Below are 6,403 nucleotides of genomic sequence, written 5' to 3'. Positions count from 1 at the left end.
AATAAATCTGAACAAAAAAACGACCAAGTAAAAGTTACCTTTTCTCTTGATCGCTTCTCGTAATACGTTTTATTGAATTACTTTTTCAGTGTCCTCGCATTTGCAGCGGGGATTTTTTGTTTTATAACATTGTGTCATTGGGAACGCAGTCAAGAATCTTCGACGTTTGGCATCGCTGCGGCAGATGCATCGTTCCTCAGCGTGACAACCTTGTTATGATAATTGACCTAAAGCAGCTTTGATACGCGCCATAGCTTCAATTAATTTTTCTTCAGAAGCCGCGTATGACATACGGATGGATTTTTTATCACCGAATGAATCGCCACCTACCGTAGATACATGTGCTTCTTCTAATAAATAAATGCTCAACTCGTCAGCATCATTGATGGTGCGGCCGTTATAGCTCTTACCAAAGAAAGATGTAACATTAGGAAAAAAGTAAAACGCGCCGTCAGGCAGGTTAACTTTAACACCTTCAATTTCAGTCATTAATTTATAAACTATATCACGACGTTTTCTGAAAGCTTCGCGCATTTCTAAAACGCTTTCTAAACCACCTTCGTAAGCGGCTAAACCAGCGCGCTGGGTGATAGATGACGTACCAGACGTTACTTGCCCCTGTAGTTTATCAATAGCTGCAGCAAGTTCTTTGTTTGATGCGGTATAGCCTAAGCGCCAGCCGGTCATTGCAAATGCTTTTGACCAACCGTTAATGATAATCACGCGGTCTTTAATGCTGTCAAACTGCGCGATGGATTCGTGCTTGTCAACAAAGTTGATATGCTCATAAATTTCGTCGGCCATTATATACACTTCAGGATATTTTTCAAACACCTTAGCAAGGCCCGCCAGTTCATCTTTGGTATACACGCTTCCGGTAGGGTTGCATGGCGATGAGAACATAAACAATTTAGTTTTCGGCGTAATAGCCGCTTCTAGTTGCTCCGGCGAAATCTTAAAGTTAGTGGTAACATCCGTGTCAATGTAAACGCTTACACCTTCGGCCAGTTTAACCAATTCAGAGTACGATACCCAGTAAGGCGTAGGGATAATTACCTCTTCGCCTGGGTTAACCAAACATAACAATGTATTAGCGATAGATTGTTTAGCGCCTGTTGATACTACGATTTGGCTAAAATCATAATCTAATCCGTTTTCGTTTTTAAGCTTAGCAGCAACAGCCTTTCGCAGTTCAGGATATCCGGCTACGGGGGTGTAATAAGTGTAATTGTCATCTAAAGCTTTTTTGGCAGCATCTTTAACAAGCGCAGGCGTGTTAAAATCTGGTTCGCCAAAGCTAAGGTTAATTACATCTACACCTTTAGCAGCAAGTTCGCGGCCCATTTTGGCCATTTTAATGGTAGCTGATTCTGACAGGTTGTTTATCCTGTTGCTTAATGCACTCATAGTATGTGTTTTGTTGTTTGCCGCAAAGATAGGAAATCTGTTGATTTAGAGATTGCTTAATTGGAGATTAAAGAATAGTTTTTCTTTCCCTAATTAATCTCAACTTTAATCCTCAATCGCTATCATTTACCTCCAAATACCCTACCTTTACGGCCATAATAAACCAGCTTTGCAACAACAAAAAAAGATCATACTTCTGTCGCTTATTACCGGTATTGTGTTGATGCTGGCCAAGTTTAGTGCATACTTTATCACCAACTCCACTTTTGTACTAACCGATGCTGCAGAGAGTATTGTCAATGTAATAGCCAGCTCTTTCGCGTTTTTCAGCATCTACCTATCGTCGCAACCGCGGGATGAGAACCATCCATACGGGCACGGCAAGATTGAGCATTTTTCGGTATTTATTGAAGGTTCGCTCATTTTGCTTGCAGGCCTTATTATCATCATCAAATCCATATACGGCATTTTTAACCAGGCTGTTATCCATGACTTGCTGACGGGTGCAATAATTATCGGTATTACCGGGGCTATTAATGGTGGTTTAGGATACTATATGGTAGCCAAGGGTAAAAACATACCCTCGATAACTATAGAGGCCGATGGCCGACACCTGATTACAGATATGGTTACCAGCGCGGGGCTGGTGGTGGGTTTATTGCTGATTCATTTTACGGGCATTGCTGTGTTAGATAGTGTATTATCTATCCTGGTAGGTTGTTATATTATATTTACCGGCTACAAGCTGGTGCGCCGTTCTGTTGGCGGGTTAATGGACGAGACCGATTACGATGTTGTTAGCAGCGTAATTAAAATGTTAAATGAAAAGCGCGGCGATGAGTGGATAGACGTACATAACTTTAGGGCCCAACGCTATGGCAATGAGCTGCATATTGATTGTCATTTAACGCTGCCATATTATTTCGACCTCAATCGGGTGCACGAGGAGGTCTCGGCAGTAGATAAGCTGGTTAATGCCGAAGTAACTAAAACAGAGCTTTTTATACATGCCGACCCATGTTTGTATGATTGCTGCCACTATTGCCGAATGCCCAATTGCCCGGTACGAGCCGAGGCTAAGCGCGAAGATATCGAGTGGACCTTGGATAGGGTTATCCGCAATAAAAAACACTTTGAGCAATGAAGGCTTTTAACTTACGGGTGTATGGTTTGCTGATAAACGACGCTGAAGAAATATTGTTAAGCGACGAGCAGGAGTATGGTATGCAGTTCACCAAGTTTCCGGGTGGTGGTTTAGAATATGGCGAAGGTTTGATTGATGGCCTGAAACGAGAGTTTGTTGAAGAATGTGATGTTAAAATTGACGTTTTGAGCCATTACTATACAACGGATTTTTTTGTTAAATCCGCTTTTAATGATTCGCAGATCATCAGTATTTATTATCTGGTAAAAAATGTCACGCCCCTTAATTTGGTGTTTAAAACAACGCCGTTTGATTTTGATGGCGAGGGCGATGTGCTGCAGGCTTTCCGTTGGAAAAAACTGTCTGAGCTTATTGATGGCGACTTTACCTTCCCGACAGACCAGTATGTTGCAAAGCTTTTAATAAACAGTATATGAGTTTAGTAGAACGCGATTTAAAAGTAATTTGGCACCCCTACACGCAAATGAAATTGGCGCAGCCACCAATACCAATAGTGAGGGGAGAAGGTGCCAGTTTATATGCCGAAGATGGTAAACGGTACATAGATGCGATATCATCATGGTGGGTAAATATCCATGGTCACGCGCATCCTTACATCGCTCAAAAGGTTGCCGAGCAGTTAAAGCAGCTGGAGCATGTTATTTTCGCCGGCTTTACACACCCGGTAGCGGTTGAGCTTGCAGAACGATTGCTGGCGATATTGCCTGACAACCAGCAAAAGGTATTCTATTCTGACAACGGATCGACCGCCGTTGAAGTTGCTATAAAAATGTGTCTGCAATACTGGAGCAATCAAGGCCAAAGCCGTACTAAAATGCTGGCGTTTAAAAACGCCTATCATGGCGACACTTTTGGCGCCATGTCTGTAAGTGGCCGCAGCGCGTTTACAGCTGCGTTTGACTCGTTGTTGTTTGAAGTAGAGTTTATTGATTTGCCCACTGAGGATAATATTGAAAGTCTCAAATCTCAAATCTCAAATCTCAAATTAAACCTGGCTTGTTTTATTTTTGAGCCACTGGTGCAGGGATCGGCAGGCATGCTGATGTACGAAGCGAAATACCTGGAGCAGTTAGTAGCACATTGTAACACGGAACAGGTACTAACCATAGCCGACGAAGTATTTACCGGTTTTGGCCGTACAGGCAAACCTTTCGCTTGCGACCATATCAATGCCCGGCCTGACATTATGTGTTTCTCTAAAGGGCTTACAGGCGGCACCATGGCTTTAGGCGTTACCACGTGCACACAACAGATATTTGACGCTTTTTTATCGGACGATAAATTGAAAACCTTATTCCATGGCCATTCTTTCACCGCTAACCCTATCGCTTGTTCGGCAGCCCTGGCCAGTATGGACCTGTTTTTAGAGCAAGCTACTACGGATAATATTATACGTATAGCCGCAGCGCACAGCCAGTTTGCTGATAAGATCAAACACCACCCTAAAATAAAAACAGTACGCCAAACAGGCACTATCATAGCTATGGAGTGGGAGACGGGGAGCAATACATCATACTTTAATACACTGCGCGACCGATTGTATCATTATTTTTTAGATGCGGGGATTATTTTGCGCCCGTTGGGTAACATACTATATATTTTACCGCCATATTGCATTACCAATACCGACTTGGATTACATTTACGCCAAAATTGAGCACGCGCTTGACGAAATATAATACTATGAGCTTACACAACATACTACCAACTATAATTGCTAATAACGAGTTGCACGCACGCTGGTTAAACACCTTGTCGTTAATGGAAAACACAGGCGCCCGCAAGATCTCTGCCAGCGAGGACCCTACCACTGTTACCTACATCATTTTAAAGCACGCTGCCGAAGAGCACCGCCATGCGTATTATCTAAAAAAACAAATTGAAAAAACCGGTAGTAAAAATTGCCCTACCTATAATGACGCATCATTGGTTGCATCGCAGTACAGCAAGTACTATTTAAATATGCTTGATGTTGAGGTGTCGCGTTATTTGAAGAAGGATTTGCAATTAACTGGCAAAGAATTGCGTTTTGCCGCTTATTTATTGGTAACGTATGCTATAGAGGTGCGCGCAGATGAACTTTATCCAATATATCAGGATGCTTTAGAGGCCGCTAAAAGTAAGGTTAACGTTAAGTCTATCATTCTGGAGGAAGAGGGTCATCTGGAAGAAATGATAAACCAGTTAAAAGAGTTTTCGCCGGACTGGCAACGACATGCCGACAAAGCAGTAAATATTGAAACCCGATTATTCAATAATTGGGTGGAGGCTTTGGGGGCTGAGATTAACTAATTTATAGTGTTTAAAACTACCAAACCAAAGTGATTCACATTAAGTGATTCACCCTTATCTGCTAATTTTATAAATACGATATACGTTTCGAATCAAATAATACCGGCATCATATGCCGGGTTGGTCACGAATTAAAAAATGTAGCCCACGCTTTCAATGGTAAAACATAACATCTTAGTGAAGTTATAATACCTAGCCTGCCATTGTAACTCGATGAAACAGCACAGATATTAAATGTTACACCACCATTACATTAACATTTCTTATTTTTGCAAAAAGTATTTTGATGGCAGCTGAGAATAGGTTACAGTTATTATTGCAAGATCCGGACTTATCTGCTGATTTAAAGGAGATTGCCCGGAAAGTACTCAATCAGGAACGTATTACTTTCGATGAAGGCGTTTTATTATATGAGAAAGCTGAGTTAGGGTATCTGGGTGTATTAGCCAACCACATTCGCGAAAAACGCCACGGCGATAAAACTTATTTCAACCGTAATTTTCATATCGAGCCGACTAATCTTTGTGTTTACGATTGCAAATTCTGTTCGTACTCGCGCCTGTTGAAACAAAAATCAGAAGGCTGGGAGTACACTATGGACGAAATGTTTGACATTGTTACCAAGTATGATAATGAACCCGTTACCGAGGTACACATAGTTGGGGGAGTTTTACCACAATACGACGTGGCTTTTTATGCTGAACTTTTTAGCCGGATAAAAGCACACCGCCCGGATTTACATGTTAAAGCATTAACGCCGGTAGAATATCATTACATCTTCAAAAAGGCTAAGATAGATTACGCCACCGGCATGAAGTTGATGAAAGATGCTGGTTTAGAGTCTATCCCTGGTGGTGGTGCAGAGATCTTTGATCCTGAAATTCGTGATTTGATAGCCAAAGATAAATGTACTGGCGAACAATGGTTAGCCATACACGAAGAATGGCACAAACTGGGTATGCGTTCAAACGCCACAATGTTATACGGGCACATTGAGCAATATCGTCATAGGGTTGACCATCTGGAGAAACTGCGACAGCTACAAGATAAAACGGGCGGATTTCAAACCTTTATACCTCTTAAATTCAGGAATAAAGATAATCAAATGTCAAACGTGCCCGAGGTACCGGTGATTGAGGATTTACGTAATTATGCTATATCCCGCATCTATCTGGATAATTTTGATCATATAAAAGCTTATTGGGCAATGATAAGCCGCACTACGGCACAACTATCATTAAACTTCGGTGTTGATGATATAGACGGAACATTAGATGATACCACCAAAATTTACTCCATGGCAGGTGCCGAAGAGCAAACACCGGCCATGACCACACAACAACTGGTTGAACTGATAAAACAGGTGGGGAGATATCCCCTGGAACGTGATACGCTTTATAATGTGGTTACAGACTATAGTGACTTTCAGTTTACCGAAGTACCAAAGCCGCAGTATTATAAATTGCCGGTTATAAATTAGTAATCGGTCGTTTGTCATTGGTCATTAGTGAAATAAACTACTGATCAATGAGCGATGACT

6 protein-coding genes are annotated in these 6,403 nt (G+C 41.7%); 5 read left to right on the top strand and 1 reads right to left on the bottom strand.

From position 1 onward, the window contains the following. Positions 1 to 213 precede the first annotated feature (213 nt). Entirely contained in the window at positions 214 to 1,407 is a 1,194-nt protein-coding gene (locus tag ACFSYC_RS18820; RefSeq protein WP_377130405.1) for a pyridoxal phosphate-dependent aminotransferase, read from the bottom strand. A gap of 169 nt (positions 1,408 to 1,576) precedes the next feature. Between ACFSYC_RS18820 and ACFSYC_RS18815 the strand changes: the two genes are divergently transcribed. The 5 genes from ACFSYC_RS18815 to mqnE all read left to right on the top strand — a co-directional run bounded on the left by ACFSYC_RS18815 (position 1,577) and on the right by mqnE (position 6,343). Beyond that, entirely contained in the window at positions 1,577 to 2,551 is a 975-nt protein-coding gene (locus tag ACFSYC_RS18815) for a cation diffusion facilitator family transporter (RefSeq protein ID WP_377130404.1), read from the top strand. Next, on the top strand, positions 2,548 to 2,988 hold the full coding sequence (locus ACFSYC_RS18810) for an NUDIX domain-containing protein (RefSeq protein ID WP_377130403.1): 441 nt from the start codon (positions 2,548 to 2,550) through the stop codon (positions 2,986 to 2,988). Before ACFSYC_RS18815 ends, ACFSYC_RS18810 begins: the two co-directional genes overlap by 4 nt. Beyond that, positions 2,985 to 4,250, top strand: coding sequence for an adenosylmethionine--8-amino-7-oxononanoate transaminase (bioA, locus tag ACFSYC_RS18805; protein ID WP_377130402.1), 1,266 nt, complete (start codon positions 2,985 to 2,987; stop codon positions 4,248 to 4,250). The genes ACFSYC_RS18810 and bioA overlap by 4 nt, the downstream gene beginning before the upstream one ends. A gap of 4 nt (positions 4,251 to 4,254) precedes the next feature. Continuing rightward, on the top strand, positions 4,255 to 4,863 hold the full coding sequence (locus ACFSYC_RS18800; RefSeq protein WP_377130401.1) for a hypothetical protein: 609 nt from the start codon (positions 4,255 to 4,257) through the stop codon (positions 4,861 to 4,863). Positions 4,864 to 5,149: 286 nt separating this feature from the next. Further along, positions 5,150 to 6,343 (top strand): aminofutalosine synthase MqnE, encoded by a 1,194-nt coding sequence (mqnE, locus tag ACFSYC_RS18795; protein ID WP_377130400.1) that lies wholly within the window; start codon positions 5,150 to 5,152, stop codon positions 6,341 to 6,343. The last annotated feature ends 60 nt before the right edge of the window (positions 6,344 to 6,403 follow it).

Origin of the sequence: Mucilaginibacter antarcticus, assembly GCF_042686155.1 — a bacterium.
Classification (GTDB): Bacteria; Bacteroidota; Bacteroidia; order Sphingobacteriales; family Sphingobacteriaceae; genus Mucilaginibacter; species Mucilaginibacter antarcticus.
The sequence above is the reverse complement of the archived record's forward strand: the minus strand, read 5'-3'. Positions and strand labels throughout refer to the sequence as shown.